At 55.8% G+C, this 22213-nt stretch carries 15 protein-coding genes; 11 read left to right on the top strand and 4 right to left on the bottom strand.

Annotated features, from left to right (window positions below; all coding sequences use genetic code 11):
* Positions 1 to 36: 36 nt before the first annotated feature.
* The 3 genes from PJK54_RS01740 (at position 37) to PJK54_RS01730 (ending at position 3976) form a co-directional block, all read left to right on the top strand.
* Positions 37 to 1143, top strand: a complete 1107-nt coding sequence (locus PJK54_RS01740) for an ABC transporter ATP-binding protein (RefSeq protein WP_271302078.1) — start codon at positions 37 to 39, stop codon at positions 1141 to 1143.
* Positions 1144 to 1449: 306 nt separating this feature from the next.
* On the top strand, positions 1450 to 2505 hold the full coding sequence (locus tag PJK54_RS01735) for a LacI family DNA-binding transcriptional regulator (protein ID WP_271302077.1): 1056 nt from the start codon (positions 1450 to 1452) through the stop codon (positions 2503 to 2505).
* Between the two features lie 763 nt (positions 2506 to 3268).
* Positions 3269 to 3976, top strand: coding sequence for a FadR/GntR family transcriptional regulator (locus PJK54_RS01730; protein WP_271302076.1), 708 nt, complete (start codon positions 3269 to 3271; stop codon positions 3974 to 3976).
* Positions 3977 to 4052: 76 nt separating this feature from the next.
* On the opposite strand, the gene PJK54_RS01725 is transcribed toward PJK54_RS01730, so the two are convergent.
* From PJK54_RS01725 to PJK54_RS01715, 3 genes are all read right to left on the bottom strand, one after another.
* The gene (locus tag PJK54_RS01725) at positions 4053 to 5852 is read right to left on the bottom strand and encodes an IlvD/Edd family dehydratase (RefSeq protein WP_271302075.1); all 1800 of its coding nucleotides are present in this window, start codon (positions 5850 to 5852) and stop codon (positions 4053 to 4055) included.
* Positions 5853 to 5863: 11 nt separating this feature from the next.
* The gene (locus PJK54_RS01720; RefSeq protein WP_271302074.1) at positions 5864 to 7609 is read right to left on the bottom strand and encodes an IlvD/Edd family dehydratase; all 1746 of its coding nucleotides are present in this window, start codon (positions 7607 to 7609) and stop codon (positions 5864 to 5866) included.
* A 758-nt stretch (positions 7610 to 8367) separates the two neighbouring features.
* Positions 8368 to 9348: a LysR family transcriptional regulator gene (locus tag PJK54_RS01715; RefSeq protein ID WP_271302073.1), complete on the bottom strand. Its 981-nt coding sequence runs from the start codon at positions 9346 to 9348 to the stop codon at positions 8368 to 8370.
* 863 nt (positions 9349 to 10211) lie between these two features.
* Between PJK54_RS01715 and PJK54_RS01710 the strand changes: the two genes are divergently transcribed.
* Positions 10212 to 11231 (top strand): SMP-30/gluconolactonase/LRE family protein, encoded by a 1020-nt coding sequence (locus PJK54_RS01710; protein ID WP_271302072.1) that lies wholly within the window; start codon positions 10212 to 10214, stop codon positions 11229 to 11231.
* A gap of 462 nt (positions 11232 to 11693) precedes the next feature.
* Here the strand turns inward: PJK54_RS01710 and PJK54_RS01705 are convergent, their stop codons facing one another.
* The gene (locus PJK54_RS01705) at positions 11694 to 13223 is read right to left on the bottom strand and encodes a UxaA family hydrolase (protein ID WP_271302071.1); all 1530 of its coding nucleotides are present in this window, start codon (positions 13221 to 13223) and stop codon (positions 11694 to 11696) included.
* 292 nt (positions 13224 to 13515) lie between these two features.
* Here PJK54_RS01705 and PJK54_RS01700 point away from each other — a divergent pair, with 292 nt between their 5' ends.
* The 7 genes from PJK54_RS01700 (at position 13516) to PJK54_RS01670 (ending at position 22185) form a co-directional block, all read left to right on the top strand.
* Complete coding sequence (locus PJK54_RS01700) at positions 13516 to 14820, top strand: L-fuconate dehydratase (protein WP_271302070.1); 1305 nt, start codon at positions 13516 to 13518, stop codon at positions 14818 to 14820.
* Positions 14821 to 15018: 198 nt separating this feature from the next.
* Positions 15019 to 16071, top strand: a complete 1053-nt coding sequence (locus PJK54_RS01695; protein ID WP_271302069.1) for a TRAP transporter substrate-binding protein — start codon at positions 15019 to 15021, stop codon at positions 16069 to 16071.
* Between the two features lie 74 nt (positions 16072 to 16145).
* Complete coding sequence (locus tag PJK54_RS01690) at positions 16146 to 16637, top strand: TRAP transporter small permease (RefSeq protein ID WP_271302068.1); 492 nt, start codon at positions 16146 to 16148, stop codon at positions 16635 to 16637.
* Complete coding sequence (locus PJK54_RS01685; RefSeq protein ID WP_271302067.1) at positions 16634 to 17890, top strand: TRAP transporter large permease; 1257 nt, start codon at positions 16634 to 16636, stop codon at positions 17888 to 17890. The genes PJK54_RS01690 and PJK54_RS01685 overlap by 4 nt, the downstream gene beginning before the upstream one ends.
* 30 nt (positions 17891 to 17920) lie before the next feature.
* Positions 17921 to 19378, top strand: a complete 1458-nt coding sequence (locus PJK54_RS01680) for an FAD-binding oxidoreductase (protein WP_271302066.1) — start codon at positions 17921 to 17923, stop codon at positions 19376 to 19378.
* Between the two features lie 2 nt (positions 19379 to 19380).
* On the top strand, positions 19381 to 20553 hold the full coding sequence (locus tag PJK54_RS01675) for a fumarylacetoacetate hydrolase family protein (protein ID WP_271302065.1): 1173 nt from the start codon (positions 19381 to 19383) through the stop codon (positions 20551 to 20553).
* A gap of 54 nt (positions 20554 to 20607) precedes the next feature.
* On the top strand, positions 20608 to 22185 hold the full coding sequence (locus PJK54_RS01670; protein ID WP_271302064.1) for an aldehyde dehydrogenase (NADP(+)): 1578 nt from the start codon (positions 20608 to 20610) through the stop codon (positions 22183 to 22185).
* Positions 22186 to 22213 lie beyond the last annotated feature (28 nt).

The raw sequence follows: 22213 nt of genomic DNA, 5'->3' as shown, positions 1-22213 counted from the left end.
GAAAGCCGGTGCCTTGCACCGGCTGGGAGTCGCAAGATGACAAGCGTAACCCTCTCCAAGATCAACAAGACCTTCGGCAGCGCGCACATCATCAAGGATCTGGACCTGAAGATCGGCAGCGGAGAATTCGTGGTCTTCGTCGGGCCGTCAGGCTGTGGCAAGTCGACCTTGCTGCGCCTGATCGCCGGACTGGAATCGATCACCGAAGGTGAGATGCATATCGCCGGCGATCTGGTCAATGACCTCCCCCCGCGTGAGCGTGGCGTGGGCATGGTCTTCCAGTCCTATGCGCTCTACCCGCACATGACGGTGTACGAGAACATGGCCTTCGGTCTGAAGCTTGCCAAGACCGACAAGGAAAGCGTCGAGCAACGTGTGATGGAAACGGCGCGCATCCTACAGCTCGAGGAGTTGCTGCACCGCAAGCCCAAGGCGCTTTCCGGTGGCCAACGCCAGCGCGTCGCCATGGGGCGCGCCATGGCGCGTGAGCCGAAGATCCTGTTATTTGATGAGCCGCTCTCCAACCTGGATGCCTCACTGCGGGTGCAGATGCGCAACGAGATCGCCCGCTTACACCACCGCCTGGGCTCCACCATGGTCTACGTCACCCACGACCAGGTCGAAGCCATGACGCTGGCCGACAAGATCGTGGTACTGCGTGATGGGCGTATCGAGCAGGTCGGCAGCCCCCAGACGCTCTATCAGGCCCCGGCGACCCGCTTCGTGGCCGGCTTCATCGGCTCCCCGACCATGAACTTCCTGCCGGCAGAGCTGCTGCGGAGCGAGGGCAATGGCTGTCGCATCGCGACGCCCGGGATCGGTGAACTGGAGCTGCCTCGCGATGCCGGCGACGAACGCACCGGCAGCCGCCAGACGCTGGGGATTCGTCCCGAACACCTCTGCCTGGAAGAGGCCCGTGGCGACAACGCCTTCGAGATCGTCAACGTCGAGTACCTGGGCAACGAAGTCTATGTCTATCTGGATCCGAAAGACGGCGACAGCCTGCTGATCCACCGCAGTGAAGCCCCCAGCCAGTGGAAGATCGGCCAACGCGTCGCGCTGGTGCCGGACCTGGAGCACGTGCATCTGTTCGACAGCCAGGATCGCGCGCTGAGCCTGACCCAGCAACGCCAGGCAGCCTGAACATCCCCAATCCAGAGGGCATGCCAATCTTCAAAATTAGCTCTGCGTGATGACAATTGGCTCACGCAGAGCTGAGTGCCCTCTCTCGAAGATGTGCCTCAAACCAAACCCTATAGTGAAATAGACAACGGGACTGGCCAACTCACCTCCCGCGTCACTCATCCAAGCTCCCGCCCCGATGGTCACCGGCAGGTCAATCCCTGCTGTGGTCCTAATCTCATACGCTGGACTAGGCATTCATTAGACTGATCGATATCCTGAATTACTCTTGACCGTATCAGCCTCCACTCCAGGAACCCGACGCCTGTGTCATCGCCTCGCCGTATCACTCTCAAGGAGCTAGCCGCACAACTCGGCGTCTCCACTGCTAGCGTCTCCAACGCATTCAACCGCCCCGACCAGCTCTCGCCAGCATTGCGTGAGCGGGTTCTCGAGGAGGCCAAACGCCTTGGTTACCGTGGCCCGGACGCCAAGGCGCGTAGTCTACGCACGGGGCGCTCACGGATCATCGCCGTAGTACTCGCGGAGACACTGACCTACAGCCTCAAGGATGCGGTCGCCAGCGAGCTGTTGTCGGGCATCGCAGAAGTGCTCGACGCCCATGGCCATACCCTACTGCTGCTCTCGGGTCGCCAAGATGCCTCACAGGTACCAGGATCTTCCAGCATTGCCGATGGTTTCATTGTCTACGGGCTGATGGCCAGCATGGCACTGGAGGAGGAACTCCAGAGTGCGGGTCACAAGCCCATCGTGGCAGTCGACTTCGATCTGGGCGATCAACCCGCCATCCACGTGGATAATGAGCCAGCTAGCTACGCCATCGCGCAACATGCCCTGAAGACACCCACCAGTCGCATCGGCATCGTCAACCTGCGCCTGACCGAAACACCCTGCAATGGACGCATCACCAGTGTCCACGCACTGCTTCCGACGGATCAGACAATCACCCGCTCGCGTCTGGCAGGTTTTCATCGTGCGCTGGCTGAGCAGGATATCTCCCCCGATTCTGTGGCGATGTGGAACATCGAGGAAAACACCTACGAGGTCTGCGCGCCGGTGCTGGCAGAGATTCTGGATCTCCCGGCCAGTGAACGGCCAGACCTCCTGCTATGCATGTCCGACCGTATCGCGTTGACCGCCGTGACCCTGGCGGAACAACGCGGCATCCGGATTCCCGAAGACCTGCGTATCACCGGCTTTGATGGTATTGAGGAAGGACAATATCGGTCACCGCGCCTGACTACCGTCCAGCAGGATAGTACCGAGAAAGGCCGCCTTGCCGCGCGAATGATTCTAGGGCTGGAGCCCACTTCATCACACCGGCTCTCGACTCAGCTGATCCAAGGCGAGACCTGTCCATAAACTTTAATATAATATCTAGTGGAAATTTTATCACTAGATATACGCATATATCAAAGTTAAAACTAATACGGGTGAAATCGATTGTGTATAATTGAAGTGTGGACTATCAAAAGTAGATAGTTTAGTAATACCTACCTACGGTTTTCTACATGCTTTACAGCATCGTTAAAATCCAATAGATCAATAAATATTTTAAATTATTTAGACGTAGATCGCTTGGCTCCATGCGCGCATTGAGGCATAAGCTCACTGAAGAGAACCAAAATGCCACGACTAGTGTTCATCAAGGCCAGGAACGACCTGGCTATCATCGTCGAGGCTCACAACGGCTCCCCATCAACGTGCTCTAGCCGTTCATATCCACCAGCAAATTTTCTTAGACCTCAAGGCGGCCACATCTTACACCGTTGACAGAGAGCAAAGTGCCGACCAAGAGAGTTCACGATACCTTGTAGGTGTTGCGCAAAGGGGAAAGCAGAGACCCCACCTCTTAGGCGCTTCTATCTCAACAGTAATGTGCGCCCACCACCATGCACCGAGGGCGGCTTAAGAGGCGCATGACCAGAGACACTGTTGCCTTCGGCGCTACAAAGACCGAAGACCACATCGCTTTTGGACATTCTGCGGTCTAGTAACGGGCTACGACTTGGTAGCCCAAAAATCGCATTGACGAAATGTGCAACATAAAACATCATATGTTTAGTTTTTACTAGCCGAGGGACCTGTGATAGATAAAAAGCGCAAAACAGCTACTCGCCCTAGTGTGGCCGACTTCTTGGCTGAGGCCATTTTCTCTGGCCGCTATCACCCTGGTGACTTCGTGCCCAAGGAGGTAGACCTCTGCGAGCAGTTTGTAATCAACCGCTCAGCTGTGCGCAGCGACCTGCGACAACTGGTGGATGCAGGCGTCATCGAACGCATCTCGGGCCATGGTTCTAAGGTACGCGAATACGCCGAATGGAATATCCTCGATACCCAAGTCACCGATTGGATGACCCGGTACGCTGCTCCCAACCCGGGCATCCAGCGCGAAATTCTATCGTTTCGTCTCGACGTCGAGCCCTATGTGGCACTAACCGCAGCCAAGCGCGCCACAGCCCGAGACCTGGTCGCTATGGAGGAGGCTTTCGAGGGCATGGGACAAAACCTGCACGGCCAGGGTGGCAGGCTGCATAGTGACTTCGACGTCGCCTTCCATGTAGCCATCTTCAAAGCAACCCACAACATCGTTTGGGCACAGCTCTCGCACATCCTCAGGCCCTCGATCTACATGTTGGTGACAGAATCCAACACCAGCGCCAGCGATCCCGAAGCAAGTCTAGAACGACACCGTCAGCTAATGGAGAGCATTCGTGCCCGCCAGCCCCGCGAAGCTTTCCTCGCTGCTCAAGCTGTGCTTGCTGGAACCGCCGAAGCACTGGGCATTGAGCCTGGAGACAGCGCCCTAGGTCGTCGGCTCGACCTAGTCTGAGCCCTAGCTTGTCCTTAACATAAGTACGCGGCCGGCGCCTTTGTGCCGGCCGCGTGCTTTTGCCGTTAGTGTTTACTCAGTGATTGTCCCGCGGGGGACTGGTCCGGGCAACATCTCGATACTTGGTTGCAGGTGCTAAAGTCATACCCTGGTCCAGTGGCTCAACCATCCCGCGCTGAATCTCCTGCCAAGGTGTCTGATGGTCGGGGTAACGATAGCCACCCTCAGCCTCCAGACACTCGCGGCGCGCTGCCAGCTCGGTATCATCGACTTTCAACTTTACCTCGCTACGACCAAGATCGACCCTTACCCAGTCACCGCTCTTGAGCAGCGCAAGCGCCCCACCGGTAGCAGCCTCTGGCGAACCATTGAGGATGGACGGCGAGCCGGATGTGCCCGACTGACGCCCATCCCCCAAGCATGGCAACGAGTCAATACCAGCGCGAATGAGCGCCTCAGGTGGCTGCATATTGACCACCTCGGCACCACCGGGATGCCCGATAGGGCCAGCGCCCCGCATCACTAGGATAGTGCGTCCGTCAATACCAAGCGACGGGTCATCAATGCGTGCGTGATAGTCCTCAGAACCGTCAAACACGACCACCTTACCTTCGAAGGCGTTTGGGTCATCCGGGTCGCTGAGGAAGCGCTGGCGGAAGTCAGCGGCAATTACGCTGGTTTTCATCAACGCCGAGTCGAAAAGATTGCCTTTCAGGTTGAGGAACCCCGCGTGTTCTACCAGCGGATTTCCATAGCGACGAATCACATCTTCATCAGCAGTCTCACAACCGACAATATTGTCTGCTAGAGATAAGCCATTAGCAGTTATCACCTCGCCGTGAAGTCGTCCCGCCGATAGCAGTTCATTCATCACCGCCGGGACACCGCCGGCACGATAAAACTCCTCGCTGAGATAAGCTCCAGCAGGCATAACGTTAGCTAACAGCGGTACTTCATGGCCCAAACGCTGCCAGTCGTCATTGTCGAGTTCGACTCCAGCGTGGCGAGCGATGGCGTTGATGTGGATCGGCGCGTTGGATGACCCCCCTAGCGCCGAGCAGGTAACGATGGCATTTTCGAACGCATTACGGGTCAAAATGTCGCTCGGCCGCAAATCTTCCCAGATCATGTCGACGATGCGTTCACCAGTCTCGTAGGCAACCGCCCCTCGCTCCTTGTAGGGCCCGGGGATCATCGCTGAACCGGGCAGGCTCATGCCTAGTGCCTCGGCCAGCGAGTTCATCGTCGAGGCGGTGCCCATGGTATTGCAGTGGCCCACGGAGGGCGCCGAATCGGCTATCCGCGAAAGGAACTCCGGGTAGTCGATATCCCCGGCGGCCAGTCGCTTGCGCATCTCCCACACCACAGTTCCGGAGCCGAGTCGTTCACGGCCTCGCCAACCGTTGAGCATCGGCCCGCCCGACAGCACTATGGCAGGGATATTAACTGTTGCCGCGGCCATCAGACTGGCCGGAGTGGTCTTATCGCAGCCGGTGGTTAGTACTACACCGTCCAGCGGATAACCGTGCAACACCTCGACTAGCCCTAGATAGGCCAAGTTACGATCCAATGCCGCGGTAGGCCGGCGCACATTTTCATGAATCGGATGCAATGGGAACTCGAATGGGACCCCACCAGCAGCGCGGATACCATCCTTGACTCGTTTCACCAACTCAATGTGGTGCCGGTTACAGGGCGCCAGGTCAGAGCCTGATTGGCAGATACCAATGATCGGCCGGCCACTGGTCAACTCCTCTAAAGTGACCCCCTGGTTCATGTAACGCTCTAAGCACAGAGCAGTGGTGCCCGGATGATCCGGGTTGTCGAACCAATAGCGCGAACGCAGGCGGTCCTTGGTCATAAGTCGTTTAGTCATAGGAATGCTCCTCAGTGCGAGTGGCACGGCACATCGGCGCCCCGCGAGCCAACCAGAAAATCGAAATCGCAACCTTCGTCGGCCTGCAACACGTGCTCAATGTAGAGCTGTCGATAGCCACCACTGCGGGCGATCTCTTTCGATACTGCAGTAGGGTCGCCCTCGGCTAGACGCGCCTCAAGTTCAAGTTCGTCGACTTCCAGGTGCAGCCGGCCGCTGTTGCAATCGAGCTCAATCCAGTCACCGTTGCGCACTGCGGCCAATGGCCCTCCTGCAGCCGCTTCCGGGGCCACATGCAGCACTACGGTACCGTAGGCAGTACCACTCATCCTGGCATCGGAGATGCGCACCATATCGGTTATGCCCTGCTCCAGCAGCTTGGAGGGTAAGCCCATGTTGCCGACCTCAGCCATGCCGTGATAGCCGCGTGGTCCGCAGTTTTTCATCACCAATATACTGTTGGCATCAACATCTAGGTCCGTGTCGTTGATACGCGCCTTGTAGTCGTCGAAATTCTCGAACACTACCGCGCGACCACGATGCTGCATCAGCTCGGGGCTTGCCGCAGAAGGCTTGAGTACCGCACCGCCCGGTGCCAAGTTCCCACGAAGCACGTACATACCACCATCCTCTCGCAATGGATTGTCGAGTGGACGAATCACCTCATCGTTGTACAACGGGGCGTCACAGACGTTCTCCCACAGGGTCTTGCCATTGACGGTCAACGCGCCCTTATGGGGCAGAAGATCGGCTTCACCGAGACGCTTGAGCACCGCAGGGAGTCCACCAGCGTAGTAAAACTCCTCCATTAGGAAGCGCCCAGAGGGCTGAAGATCGACAATGGTAGGCGTACCTCGGCCAACTCGTGTCCAGTCGTCCATTCTCAGGTCGACGCCTATGCGACCGGCGATAGCCTTCAAGTGAATTACAGCATTGGTGGAGCCGCCTATAGCTGCATTGGTGCGAATAGCGTTCTCGAAAGCATCCTTGGTCAACACTTTTGAAAGCTTCAGATCCTCATCGACCATTTCGACAATGCGGTTTCCGGAAAGGTGCGCCAGTACATAGCGACGTGAGTCAACTGCTGGAATCGCCGCATTATGAGGTAACGAGGTGCCGAGTGATTCCGCCATACAAGCCATGGTGGAGGCAGTGCCCATGGTGTTACAGGTACCCGCTGAGCGAGACATTCCGGCTTCGGCGGCCATGAAGTCGTGTATCGATATCCTGCCTGCCTTGACCTCTTCGGAGAGCTTCCATACCACAGTACCGGAACCGATATCCTGGCCCTCGTGTTTGCCGTTGAGCATCGGCCCCCCCGTCACCACAATCGTCGGCAGGTCACAGCTGGCAGCGCCCATCAGCAACGCTGGAGTGGTCTTGTCGCAGCCTACTAGCAATACAACTGCATCCATCGGATTGCCGCGGATAGCCTCCTCGACGTCCATGCTCGCCAAGTTACGAGTGAACATCGCCGTGGGGCGAAGATTAGACTCGCCATTGGAAAATACTGGAAATTCCACCGGGTAGCCGCCGGCCTCGAGTACGCCTTTCTTGACATGCTCAGCGATTTTACGGAAATGGGCGTTACAAGGCGTCAGCTCTGACCAAGTATTACAAATTCCGATGATTGGCTTGCCCTGAAACTCGTGATCGGGAATGCCCTGGTTTTTCATCCAGCTGCGGTACATAAAGCCATTCTTGTCAACGGTACCGAACCACTCGGCGCTGCGCAGCCAGCGCTTGTTATTTGGCATTAAAGCCTCTCCTCATCGCTTATCGCGGCCTGTTCTCATGTTGAGTGTCTCATCGTGAGCGTGCCCTTAGGGCGACGATCATAGAGTGACGGTAGCTGGACAATGCATCGTAGTCGACACATACAAAGGTATATGTTGAACACAAGACTCATATGAACAACATTTCGCCGCCGTAAAACCACCGTCACAACACAACAACAGATTCGATGGAGAGCCTCGACGCCCTACCTTAATATGCTCAGCTTGCTGATCACCGGCACAATGATGATGCTCGGCCTGACGCCAGCCCAAGCGGTGTAATACGAGTAGAAGTTGCTAGGCTCAAGAATCGCCGGCGACCCCATCTTCTAGATAAGGCAAGATGGGCTGACCGAATAGAAATCGTAATTGACAACGACCTAGATGCGGCCCCGCGCCTGGCTGCTAGTACTCGAGCATCGTACTAGTCATATTATGGTCTATGTCTGGCTGTCCGACGTCGAAGTGTGTCAAACCATGGTCCATGGCAGATCTACCCAGCCATCTTAGATTCGCCCATTACCTTGGTAGGTTGCGTGGCGATCCATCGCTTCCTGGCCCCAGTGCATTACCAAGACCAGTCGCAGGGCCTGCTACTTGGAGTACTGTCCGATGGCAATTCCCCCAGCGTCAAACGCTTGGTCGACGTCCATCGCGAGACCTAAGTTCCTAAAGATTTAGAAAGTTGTCATCAGAATGAACAGATGAAACAGTACGGGACGGCATTTGCCGTATCGTTTTCATTGAGAAACATCCGAATCGTCAGATAGCACCGAGTTATCTGTCAGATCAACGACTAGATCGCGCAAATGGTTGATTATCTCCTGTGCGACGGGCGACAGTGGCTCATTGCGCCGAGTTATGATGCCGTAGTAATCGAGAGGTTTACCAATCACACGCTTAAGTACCGCGTACTGCCCACTTTCAAGCGGTCGTCGTAATACCGAACGTGGCAGGACCGCCAGCATGTCGGATGCTTGCAACAATTGTAACGTCGCCTGGATCGAAGTAGTCTCGACAACATCGTTTGGCGAAGTTACGCCCTCCTCAGCCAATGCAGCTTCAAATACGCCTCGCATGGGACTACTCAAAGGATGCAGAATCCAAGGCCAGCGACTAAGTAACTCGAGGTCAGGCACTTTATCATCTAACACCAATGGATGATCATGTCGTGCAACCAACCGCAGCGGTTCATTAAGTAAGGGCTCGAAATCGAATAGGTTGTGTTGACTAATATGCGTCAGTCGACCAATTACCAAGTCAAGCCGCTTGCACTCGAGTTCAGCCAACAGCCGATCACTTGTCTGCTCTTGCAAGTCTATGGATAATCGCGGCCGTTGACGCTTAAGTCGCGCAATCGCCGCTGGCAGAATCTCAGGAGCCGCCGCAGGAATCGCGCCAATCAACAGCTGGCCATAGCCTCCTTCACGTAGATCATTAATATCACTGACAAGGCGATCAGCATCATTTATCAGTCGCCATGCATGGCGAATTACCTGTTCTCCAAGCTCGGTAGGCTGCATGGCACGCGGCAGTCGTTCGAAGATAGCGAAACCAAAATATTCCTCGAGATCACGCAACATCTTGCTCGCTGCAGGCTGGCTCAAATGCATCATACGAGCCGCTGAATGCATATTCTGACTCTGCGCTAGCGTTGTGATTAATGTCAGATGCTTAAAACGTAGCCAACCACGAAGGCTAGAAGATGACAGCTTTTCCATGATCACGGGAACCCATTGCAGTGCGAAAAATCTATACTCGTAACATGCCAGCATCATAATGACTTGAAAGGGATACTGGGTCACAAGCTCGAGTTAGCATTTACCGAGAACTCATCATAAGCTAATGTAGTTTTTCAGCAAGCCTTATTATAGCAGCATAGTAGATCTGTTTCTTTGACACTAAGCGCATGGTCACTAATGAAGACCCTCAGGCTCGGATGGAGACGAAGAAATAACGTTCAGTCCAAGACTTAGCTAGGATGCACTCAGCGCGCAGTCTACCAGATTTACTCGCTGAAGGCAGCGTGTAAAAATATTAAGCTAGGTAAATTACATTAAAACATTAGGATTATAGATCGCGAGTTGAGCGGACAGGCAGAGCTCCGATGACCGATGAAATATTCACGAGGATGCAGTATGAAATCCAAGAGATGAAGCGCAAGATCGGAGGGTGGAGTAAGAGAATAAAACATTAAAAGTCTAATACTCTCTTGACGACCGACTCTCGAAAGAATTCTTATTAATCTAGCGGTTTAAAGGGAGCTATACGAGACAGAAGTTATGTCAGATCTTTGGAGTACAGTTGAAACGGCCATTATTTCTTGAATCACCTGACAGCTTATCCAAGCTCGGATCGGATCATCACCACCATCAGGCCGCCTTGTACAGTGGTCAAGAGAAATACGCCTCATAGGGTGTCGCCTGCAAGCCCGAGAGCCGCTACGACGTAGCGGCCGTTCTACTTCGGCGGCGCCCCCCTGAAAATGTTAGCCATACGTATGTCGCAGTTACACATACGCTCCATCAGGTCATTCTCATTAAAGCACGCCGAACAACAAACACGCTTTCACATGAGGTGATATATGACGATTGGACGCCGTCAATTCCTGGTCGGGACCGCCGCACTGACCGCTGCGGCGAGCTCGCCCTCTCTATTCGCCCGCGCCGAAGCGCCCGAGCGCTATCCTAACGATTGCTGGGAGGTGCTCGACGAGCGGTTCGAACGCTACATGCTATTCAACTCACCGCTGCAGCGGATCTGGAGCGGCGGGCTGTGGCTCGAAGGTCCGGTTTGGAACGCCGTCGGCCGCTTTGCCGTGTTCAGCGACATCCCCCGCGCGCGCCAGATGCGCTGGGATGAGGCCAGTAACACGGTCAGTGTGCTGCGCCACGAGGTCGGTCACTCCAATGGCAACGCCTTCGACGATCATGGCCGGCTCATCGCCTGCGAGCACTCGCCCGCCAGAGTGGTCCGCTATGAGTGGGATGGCAGCGTGACCGTATTGGCCAACGACTGGCAGGGCAAGCGTCTCAACGCGCCTAATGACTTGGTCACGCTGCCCAACGGCGGCATCATCTTCACCGATCCCGGTTACGGCGCCCACGTGGACTACGAGGGCCACAAGCGCGATCTGGAGATCGAGCCGGCTGTTTATTACGTTGACGATACCCTAGACGAGCCGCTGCGCCTGACCACAGCGCCCTACAAGCCCAACGGCATCGCTCTCAGCCCGGACCGGCGCACACTCTACGTAACCGATACCGCGCCATCGCACTATCCCGACCAGCCACCCGCCATCTTCCGCTTCATGCTCGCGGAGGACGGCAAGGCCGTTTCAGACGGCGAGCGCTTGGTCGAAGGTCAGGGCGAAGGCTACGATGGAATGGCCGTGGACAAGGATGGCAATCTCTGGGTCGGAACCTCCGGCGGCGAAGGCAAGGACGGCGTCAGCATCTTCACCGCCGAGGGTGAGCGCATCGGGCGCATCCTGCTGCCCGAGGTCTGTGCCAATGTCTGCTTCGCCGGCGAGGACCGCAACCGACTACTGATGACCGCGAGCCGCTCCATCTACACCCTTTACACCGGTGCTCGCGGCATTTAAAGCCGCCTTGCCGCCGCTGGTGATCCTCGGAAATCTGTAGGCCATCCGCGCCGGCGCTCGATTCGTCAAAACCAATTTTAACCAACTGTTCCACCACGCGGATCGCGACCTTGAAACCATGGCCCGCGTGGCGGAACAGCCGGTCTTACCTACCATAAAGGTGGAGACCGGCGCCTACGCCGTACTACTTACCAGCGCTATGACACTACCAGGCGTCGAAGTCTAGCTGTGTAACTCCATCCGGTTGTTTACCCCCCCCCCAGCCGGCTATGCGGAAGCTGGTAATTAAGAGTGGAATGCGGTTGATAACCAAGACGCCACCCATCATAACCGACAAGGGCTATTTCGTAAGATATATCACCATAATATCACCGCCAATCCAGTACATTATGCATGTAATCATTTGACAAAATCACATAATCACCTTTAGCAATATATTTACGAAGCCGCCTCCGATTTTGATCAGGTAATTGCTCCAACCATCCAAGGTACGAATTCGTTATTACCGTAACCAAGAGTCTCGCTAGAGCTGAGCTGACCGGAGGCTACCGATATGATGTGTTCGAAAATCTCACGACCAACGCTATCTATGCTCCCTACCCCTTCGACGATGATACCGCAGTTGATATCCATATCTTCACGCATGGCCTCAAACATACGAGTGTTGGTCGCAAGCTTAAGGCAAGGCGCAGGCTTGAAGCCCGATACCGACCCTCGCCCGGTGGTGAAGCAGACCATATTGGCCCCCGAGGCAATCTGACCGGTCACCGATGCTGGGTCATAACCGGGGCTATCCATGAAATTGAGTCCGCTTCTCACGAGCGGCTGGGCATATTCGAGTACGTCATTGAGGCTCGATGTGCCACCCTTAGCTACTGCTCCCAACGACTTCTCGAGAATCGTCGACAAGCCTCCCGCCTTGTTGCCCGGCGACGGATTATTGTTGAGCTCTGCCCCATTAATGCGAGTATAATGCTTCCACCAGGCAAGGCGCTCAAGCAACTTGACCGCCACTTCTTTGTCGATGGCACGATCAAGCAATAGATGCTCCGCCCCATAGATCTCAGGCGTCTCGCTTAAGATCACGTTCCCGCCGTGTTTCACAATAAGATCTGCAGCATGGCCAAGGGCTGGGTTAGCTGAGATACCCGAATAACCGTCAGAACCACCGCACTGTAGCGCCACGGTCAAATGATTTAGCGCCGCCGGACGCCGCACCGCGGGGCCCTTCGCGCGAGCCATTTCCAGCACCTTCTCGCTGGCCAGTCGAATGCTTGCGCGAGTGCCCCCTGCCTCCTGAATATTGAAATAATAAATGCGCGAGATATCTGTCAGGCCTGACTTCTCGACCAGTTTCTTGACCTGATTCGTCTCGCAGCCCAGACCGATGATTAGCACGAAAGCAAAGTTAGGATGTCGGGCGTACCCCGCTATCACCCTTTCGAGAAAAGTGAAGCCGTCGGACTCGGTGTTAATGGCACACCCTGATCCATGAGTAACCGGAACAACACCATCAAACCCCAGCGCCTCGATATCTCCGCTGGCATTGAGTGATTCCGCCGCCATCTTGGCCACCGTCGCCGAACAATTCACCGTCGATAGGATGCCAATGTAGTTGCGTGTCCCAACCTGGCCATTGTCCCGATGGTAACCGTCGAAGGTCCGATCATTTTCCACCATCGCCGTCTTCTCGGCTGAAACGAAATTCATCAATGAAGAGTCGCGCTCACGCATTGCCAAGTTATGCGTGTGCACGTGCTCGCCGATATCAATATCTCGACTAGCAACACCGATGACTTGACCGTATTTGATGATCTCTTCGCCGTTAGCGATCGACATCACTGCCACCTTGTGTCCTGCATCGATATTCTGCTTGGCAAGATGTTGGCTACCGTCAACAGGATAGCCTTGAGGGATAGCTCGGGTAGCAACACCTACATTATCAGCATCATCCAGCCTGACCAGCACATGTAAATCATTGATCAGTTCCATGCCAGCACCTCGAAATAGATATTGCTAGGGGGGGGACTACCAATGCTTCCACGAGATGACACTTAAGGACAACAACCAAGAAACATACATTCGTATTTAAAAAATTTCTTTAAGGTGAATTCCTCCCCATGCTGTGCCCCCCCACCCGCAGAACATCAGGGCACCAGACCACCGATAACCAAAACGAATCGCTAAAACTTATTTTTGATTGGATAGATATCAAAGAGTACACATACGCTGCTAGGACGCTAGACCCTACCACGACTTAAAAAACGACCACCCAGGAGTAAAGATGACCACCATAACTCACCTCGAAGTGCGCGATATCCGCTTCCCAACCTCACGGGACCTAGACGGCTCAGATGCCATGAATGCTGCCCCCGACTATTCGGCCACTTACGTAGTACTTTCCACAGATGCAGACGACGGGCGCGAAGGTCACGGCCTGACTTTCACCATCGGTCGCGGAAATGAGGTGTGTGTAGCTGCCGTGAATTCCTTGTCCTCACGCATCGTGGGGCGTGAACTGGAAGCGATAACAGCCAACATGGGTAGCTTCTGGCGAGACCTAATCAGTGGAGATAGCCAGCTGCGCTGGTTGGGCCCAGAGAAAGGAGTTATCCACCTTGCATGTGCCGCTATCGTCAACGCCATCTGGGACCTTTGGGCTAAGCGCGAAGGCAAGCCCATCTGGAAGCTGTTAGCCGACATGACCCCTGAAGAACTAGTGCGCTGTCTGGACTTCCGTTTCGTCAGCGATGCCCTGACCCCAGGCGAAGCACTGGCAATCCTCAAGCGTAACGAGTCTGGAAAGTCCAAGCGCGAGGCGTATATGCGAGAGGCCGGCTATCCGGGCTACACGACATCAGCGGGGTGGCTCGGATACACCGAGGACAAAGTACGTCACTTGGCGCGAGAGGCACTTGCAGAGGGCTGGGAGCATTTCAAGCAGAAGGTCGGTGGTGACCTGACTGAAGATCGGCAGCGCGCACAAATTCTACGCGAAGAAATTGGTTGGCAGCGCACCCTGATGATGGATGCTAACCAGATGTGGGATGTCGACGAGGCTATCGCGAACATGCGCAGCCTCGCAGAGTACGCCCCGCTATGGATCGAAGAGCCCACCAGCCCGGACGATATCCTTGGCCATGCAGAGATCCGCGCCCGCCTTGCTCCATCAATCGGTGTTGCCACTGGTGAGCACTGTCATAACAGGGTGATGTTTAAGCAGCTACTCCAAGCCGAGGCAATTGACTTCTGTCAGCTCGACGCTGCACGGCTGGGTGGGCTTAACGAGGTGATCGTTGTGTTGCTGCTCGCAGCCAAGTACGACGTTCCAGTTTGCCCACATGGCGGAGGCGTTGGACTGTGCGAATATACCCAACATATATCCTTGTTTGACTACATTGCCGTTTCCGGTTCGCTTGAGGGTCGACTTCTTGAGTACGTGGATCATTTGCACGAGCACTTTCTCGACCCGGTTCGTATCAATAAGGGCCGCTATCTAGTGCCAGAGGGCCCTGGATACAGCATCACTATGCACCCCGAATCACTGGCACGCTTTCAGTTCCCAGATGGTGAAGCTTGGCAGCAATGATTTGACCTTCAACATATCTGCAGCACTTCGACCAATGGCCAAGTCTCATCAGGTGCCTCCTCGTGTAAGTTGAACATAAAGGAGGCATTGATAAACATAACTAAAATTAATGTAACCATAATCGGCCATACGTAGCGCACTGCGCTCGGATGGCACGCCGCGAAACGTAGACACGCTAGCCATATCAAGGAACCAAGCATGCACACAACCACAATGACGCGTGTGACTTCTCTGATCGGCGCCACACTGCTAGGTTTAACCACCTTACAGGCCAGCGCCGCACCTGAAATTCCACCAATTCCTGCCGTCCAAGGCGACGTTGTCCAAGCTGAAGGTGATTTCAAGATCAAGTTCAGTATCGGCACCACTCAGTCCGGTGCCCAATATCGAGGTCTAGAGTATTTCGAAAAGATCGTCGAACAGCGTAGCGATGGCCACATCCAGGTCGAACTCTTCCATAGCGCCCAGCTTGGAGATGACCTTCAAGCCGTCAGCAACCTTCAGTCCGGCACACTCGAGATGACCGCTCCCTCCACTTCGCCTCTAGTGGGAATGTTTCCGGAATTTGCTGTCTTTGACTTGCCATTCCTATTCCCCACCCCAGAAGTTGCCGATACGGTCTTGGACGGTGAGATCGGCCAGAAGATGCTCGATGACGCTTCGCGACAAGGACTTGTCGCTATTGGATGGGCCGAAAATGGCTATCGTCAGCTGACCAATAGCGCTACACCGGTTACGTCTCCCGACGACCTGGACGGCCTGAAGATTCGTACAATGCAGAACGATATCCACTTAGATATCTGGCGAACGCTCGGTGCCAACCCGACTCCAATGTCTTTCGCCGAGCTATTCACAGCGCTAGAACAGGGTGTGGTGGACGGCCAAGAGAACCCCTGGATCACTATCGAAGCCTCTAAGTTCATTGAGGTGCAGGACTACGCCAGTGAGACTAACCATGTCTACACGCCCTTTATTACGCTGGTGTCCGAACGTTTCTGGAACCGCCTACCTGCAGGCTATCAGCAGTTAGTGCGAGACGCTGCCAAGCAGATGGGTGACTACGAGCGCGAAGTTAGCCGTACCCTGAACTATCAAATCAAACAGCAGCTGAAGCAGTCCGGCATGCAGATAACTGAACTAACTCCGGAGCAAGTCGAAGTATTCCAAGAGAAGCTGGCCCCGGTTTATGACGATTGGCGCGACAAGATCGGCGGTGAGCTGATCGATGAGATCCGAAAGGCATCACAATAAACGCGGATATGCCGTAGTGGGGCGGCCAGCGCCGTCCCGCCTATACCTTAACGCGCCAGTCACAAGAGTCCGCCATGAACGCTAGCTCAATCTCCTCTCGTTCTTCAGTACTGGGGTTGCTCAAGCGCAGCCTCGAGATCGTCATTGGCCTGCTGGTCCTGGGGGTCGTCTTCTGTGTGGTATCTAACGTCTTCGGTCGCTTCGTACTCAACTACTCCTTCGTGTGGGCCGAAGAACTATCGCGAGTGCTATTCATCTGGCTAGTGCTGCTCGGCGCCGGATTAGGCAGCCTCAACAACGAGCATGTCTCGGTTACCTTCTTCAAGAACATGGCACCACCGAAGATCCGTAGAGTCTTCGGCATTCTCTCAGTACTAATCATCTATGTCGTATGCGTTTGTATCCTCCTCGGCTTCCAGCACTTGGTCGCCGGCTACATCAGCACAACCCCACTGCTAAAGCTTCCTAAAACCCTGCTATACAGTGCCATGCCCGTCATGGCGGTGCTGACATTGATTGCCAATACGATCTTCCTATTTCAGCTGCTAAAGCGGAGCCCGAAATGATTCTCTGGAGCCTGTTGCTAGGCCTAGCATTATGCATCGTGATCGGCATGCCGATCTCCTTCGGGCTCGCTGCTATCAGCCTGTTCATATTCGTCTCTGCTGACTACGCACTGAGCCCCATCGTTTCGGAGGCTGTTAACGGTCTTGATTCCTTCCCACTGCTAGCGATCCCCTTGTTCATCCTAGTAGGGGAGGTAATGAGTGAAGGCGGTATCGCCAAGCGTTTGGTGCGCCTCGCTAGCGCCATGGTCGGCTTCATTTCCGGAGGGCTCGGCCAAGTTGCAGTACTGACCTCAATGTTCTTCGGGGGCATCAGCGGCTCGGCAGTCGCCGATGCCTCGGCCGTCGGAAGTATGATGATAGATCCCATGAAGCGCCATGGTTACTCGGCCCCGATGGCAACTGCGATAATCGTTGCCGCCTCGGTGGTAGGCATCATCATCCCCCCATCAATCCCCATGATTCTGTTTGGCGTTGTTACCGGCACATCGATCTCGGCATTGTTCTTGGCCGGAATAGTTCCAGGGATATTGATCACTTTGGGGCTTGCCGTCACTACCTATCTCCAGTCGAAAAAGAATGGCAAGGCCCAGCCTTTCGATGCCAGCGAACTCTTGGCTGCATTGAAGAGCGCCTTTTTGGCTTTGCTGCTTCCTGTGATCATCGTGGGAGGGATTCTGAGTGGAGTCTTCACGCCTACTGAAAGTGCCGCAATCGCACTTCTCTATGCTCTAGTAGTGTCAATGTTCGTCTACCGCAGCTTGCCGCTGAAGCGTTTCTTCCAACTTTGTATCGCTACCGGCAAGCTTACCGGGGTCGTCATGCTGTTGTTGGCGTTCGCCAATGTTCTGGCCTGGCTATTAACCGCCAATATGATCCCCCAACAATTGGTCGCTAGTCTGTCGGCGTTGTCGGATAACATGTTCGTAATCCTAGGCATTTTGAGCTTATTCCTGCTCATCGTCGGCTTCTTTATGGACTTGACGCCCGCCATGGTCATCCTTGCCCCGCTGATGACTCCAATAGTAGTTAAGCTCGGCATCGACCCGGTCTATTTCGGTGTATTGATGTCGTTCATCCTTGGCATCGGTTTGATCACACCTCCAGTGGGTACCGTGCTTTACGTCGGTTGCGGCGTCGGCAAGGTCAGTATGGAGCACCTGGTCAAGAGCCTACTGCCCTTCTATTCCACACTACTCCTCCTACTAGCCCTATTCCTGGCCTTCCCCGGATTAGTTCTATGGTTCCGCTAACCCCACCAGATCAAGGAAGAGGAACTCAGTATGAACATTAGTTCTTCAGAAGTCATATACGCCTTGAACGCGCTACTTGGTGAGGGCGGCATCTTGGAGTCGTCGCAAGACCTGTCGCGCTACGCAGTAGATTGGGCAGGCGATAGGCTCGGCAGCCCTCTAGCTGTGGCACGCCCACGAACCACCGAAGAAGTGGCCGGGATTGTCGAATTCTGCCACCGCCATCGGGTGCCCATGGTCGCGCAAGGCGGTCATACCGGCCTAGTTGGTGGCGCCCTACCCGATGCCGGGCAACCAGAACTGGTAATCAGTCTAGAGCGCCTCAACCAGATTCGTGAGCTCGACCCTCTAAATTTCACCTTGAGCGTGGACAGTGGCTGCGTACTACAGACTATCAAGGACGTAGCCGCAGAACACGAATGCGACTTCCCCCTAAGCCTCGGTGCCCAAGGCAGCTGCCAGATCGGCGGAAACGTCGCAACCAATGCCGGCGGACTCAACGTTCTACGATACGGCATGATGCGCCAGCTAGTGTTGGGGCTGGAGGTAGTATTGCCCGACGGGCGTATTTGGAATGGAATGCGTGCGCTGCACAAGGACAACCGTGGCTATGACCTAAAGCAGCTGTTCATTGGAGCCGAAGGCACGCTAGGCATCGTCACTGGAGTGGTTCTCAAGCTATTCCCTCAACCCCAAGAAACGCGCACCGCGCTGGTCGCTGTGCCAGACGTTTTCGCTGCGCTAGGACTCTATGCTTTGGCAAGGCGCAGTTGCTGCGACCTCCTGAGCGCCTTCGAGCTGATCCCACGTGCCTGCATAGAACTCGCCTTCGAGGCAGCACCCGATTTGCCCGATCCACTGGAAACTCCAGCACCTTTCTATGTACTGCTGGAAATTACCGCCAGCGGTCCAGTCGATCTCGATGCCATGATTGAGCACCTTTTCGATAGTGGCATGCAAGCCGGACAAGTACTCGATGGTGTGCTAGCCAGTAGCGACGCCCAAGCTGCTCGCCTCTGGCGGATTCGCGAAGCCATGGTTGAGGGCCAGCAGCTCCATGGCGAGCATCTGCGCACCGATATAGCGCTACCGATCTCCACGCTGGGTAACTTCTTTAATGAAGCCAACCGAGCCATGGCTGCAATCTCACCTCAAACCACAGTCATCGCCTACGGACATATCGGCGACGGCAACCTTCACTTCAACCTACTGCCGCCTGCCGAGCTGGAGCTCACTGCCAAGCGCGTGCTGCTTCACGCACTCGAAACAGAACTATTCGCCATAGTCGAAGATTACCAGGGCAGCATCAGCGCCGAGCACGGCATCGGACGCACCAAGCAGACCGCTTTCCTCGATGGTCTCAGCGAGCTTGAACGCGAGCTGATCTCCGATCTCAAGCAACTTTTCGATCCAGATGACCTGATGGCCGCCGGACGAATTTTGCCTCGCGTGACAGCCCCAGCCATACACTACCAGTCACAGGAATGAGTATGCATCACGTCGATATCCATAAATGCCTCCCTCATGATCTCGATCGAGCTATGCTGATTGGCCGAGTCTGGCGCGAGATGCAGCACCCAGGCCCTGCAATCGTGATCGTCCGCGATGGCGAGGTGCTTGACATCTCTACACACATCGCGACCATCGCCGACCTGCTCGACCTAGCAGATCCTGCCGCCTTTGTTCGAAATGTTGACGGCGAATCGCTGGGGCGGGTCGAGTCTCTACTCGAGAACTCGCTGAACAATTCAAGCAATGCTCCCCGCCTGCTCGCGCCATGCGATCTGCAGGCAGTCAAAGCCTGTGGTGTAACCTTCGCGGTCAGCCTACTCGAGCGCGTGATCGAAGAGCAGGCTGCTGGCGACCCGCAGCGAGCCGGAGAACTACGTCGCGAGATTCAGTCCCTGATCGGCGGTGACCTGTCACGTATACGGCCAGGCTCTACCGAGGCCCTGGCTCTTAAAGCCGATCTCCAAGCCCGTGGCGCCTGGTCGCAGTATATGGAAGTCGGCATCGGTGAAGATGCCGAGGTGTTCTCCAAGGCTCAGCCGCTCTCATCAATAGGATTCGGAGAGTCCGTCGGCCTGCACCCCGCTTCGCGTTGGAACAACCCCGAGCCCGAAATAGTTCTCGCCGTAGATGCCTCAGGTACTCCGCGGGGTGCCAGCCTCGGCAATGACGTTAATCTGCGCGATATAGAGGGACGTAGCGCCCTGCTTTTGGGCAAGGCAAAGGATAACAATGCTTCCAGTGCCATCGGTCCCTTCATCCGCTTATTCGATGATCACTTCACGATGGATACCATTCGCCACGCGCAAGTCTCATTGCGCATCGAGGGGGCCGATGATGACTTCGTGCTGGAAGATTCTAGTGACATGCGCGAGATCAGCCGCGATCCGCTGGAGCTGGTATCGCAGACTCACGGCACTCATCACCAGTATCCCGACGGCTTCATGCTGTTTCTCGGCACTATGTTCTCGCCTGTTCAAGATCGTGATGGCCCCGACCAAGGCTTTACTCACCACCTAAACGATCGCGTGACCATCGCGACGCCCAGTCTCGGCGCCCTGATCAATCACGTCGATCGCAGCGATCGCCTGCCAGCCTGGACTTACGGGCTACGCTCACTCTTCTCCCATCTCGCCACACGTGGCCATTACTAAAGCGCTTCAAGAACGACCACTAGCATTTATCTCAACCATGAGTCAGGAGACTATATGACCCTGGAAGGCAAGCAACTCATTGGCCAACAGGCCGTACTCAGCAATGGCAATGCCATCCACGCAGTGGACCCCGCTACCGGCGAAACCCTCGAACCCGGCTATAAGGCAGGCTCGAGAGCGGAGGTCGAGCGTGCCTGTGAACTGGCCTGGACAGCCTTTGATGCCTACCGCGAGACTGGCCTCGAAGCCCGTGCGTGCTTTCTCGAAACCATCGCTGAGGAGATCGAGTCAATCGGGGATGATCTTATCGTGCGCGCCATGGCGGAGTCCGGACTGCCCCGTGGCCGGCTCGAGGGTGAACGGGGCCGTACATGCGGTCAGCTACGCCTCTTCGCACAGGTCGTACGCAATGGCGAGTGGCTCGATGTGCGCCTTGACCCTGCGTTACCTGAGCGTCAGCCAATGCCGCGGGTCGACCTGCGCCAGCGTCACATCGCATTGGGTCCCGTCGCCGTGTTTGGTGCCTCCAACTTCCCGTTGGCGTTCTCCGTAGCCGGCGGTGACACTGCCTCGGCGCTGGCCGCAGGCTGCCCAGTCATTGTCAAAGCTCACGCTGCACATCCCGGCACCTCCGAGCTGGTAGGTCGCGCCATACAACGCGCCGTAGCCAAAAGCGAACTGCCCGAAGGCGTGTTCTCACTACTCTATGGCTCCGGACGTGAGCTCGGCCAGGCATTGGTTCGCGATCCGCGCATCAAGGCGGTGGGCTTCACCGGCTCCCGCTCGGGCGGCACCGCTCTGATGCAAACAGCCCAAGAACGCCCCGAACCGATCCCCGTCTACGCCGAGATGAGCTCAATCAATCCAGTGTTCCTATTGCCTGAAGCACTCAAGGCACGCGGCAAGGAACTGGGTAATGCCTTTGTCGGCTCTTTGAACATGGGAGCCGGCCAGTTCTGCACTAACCCGGGCTTGGTCATCGCGGTAAAGGGCGAGGCACTCGATGCTTTCGTGGCTGCCGCCAGCGAGGCGGTAAAAGACTCCGCGGCCCAAACCATGCTGACCCCAGGCATTCATGATGCCTACGTGCAGGGCGTCGACGGTTTTCTGCAAAGCAGCACTGCCCGCGAAGTCGCCCGCGGCGGCGCCGGTGAGGGCCAAAATGCTTGCCAGACCGGGCTGTTCTTGACCTCTGCCAAGGACTTCATGAGCGATGAGACGCTACAGGCCGAAGTGTTCGGTGCCACTTCACTGGTGGTTGAGTGCACCGACCTCGACGAGGTCAAGCACGTGGCAGAATCGCTAGAAGGCCAGCTCACCGCCACCCTGCAGATGGACGAAGACGACCTAGGCGCAGCCCGTTATCTGCTGCCTGTGCTCGAGCGTCGCGCTGGTCGCGTGATGGCCAACGGCTGGCCGACCGGCGTCGAGGTATGCCACGCCATGGTCCACGGTGGCCCCTATCCTGCCACCTCTGATTCACGGACCACCTCGGTAGGTAGCGCTGCAATTTATCGCTTTCTGCGCCCAGTCTGCTACCAAGACCTGCCACAGAGCCTGCTGCCCGAAACACTGCGTGACGGCAATCCTGCCGGGATCAGCCGCTTGATCGACGGCCACCGCGAGACCTAAGGTTCTTGCGGTCTTAGAAAATATTACC

Origin of the sequence: Cobetia sp. MMG027 (assembly GCF_027947415.1) — a bacterium.
Lineage (GTDB): Bacteria > Pseudomonadota > Gammaproteobacteria > Pseudomonadales > Halomonadaceae > Cobetia > Cobetia marina.
Note: the sequence above shows the minus strand (reverse complement) of the source record. Positions and strands in the feature narration are given on the sequence as shown.